This window comes from Sodalis-like endosymbiont of Proechinophthirus fluctus (assembly GCF_001602625.1).
In the GTDB taxonomy this organism is placed as follows: Bacteria; Pseudomonadota; Gammaproteobacteria; order Enterobacterales; family Enterobacteriaceae.
Genome location: NZ_LECR01000051.1, coordinates 31,507 through 31,839, shown reverse-complemented (window position 1 = coordinate 31,839; position 333 = coordinate 31,507).

Genomic DNA, 333 nt, shown 5'->3' with positions numbered 1-333 from the left:
CACCAGAGCAGGTAGGTGATTTGCGTTTCATTACTAAGCCCTGCCCAGGCGACCATCGTCGCGCAAGTAGCGTGCTGCTCAGCCGGACGTTGTACACCGCTGCCAGTCCTGCGCCTTAGGCTATCATGATACGGGTGTCTGAGTTGCTCAGACACAAGATACATGCCAGAGACGGCCGGAGCTCATAGCGCCCACTTCACGGGGAGCGACCTCGCGCTCGCGAACCAACCCAACAGCGACTCCATCGCGACGGTGGTAATTTGCAACAGCGTGTGGATAAGCGTTGCCACCACCGGTGGTATTGCCAACTTTGTACAGGCAAAATGCTGACCA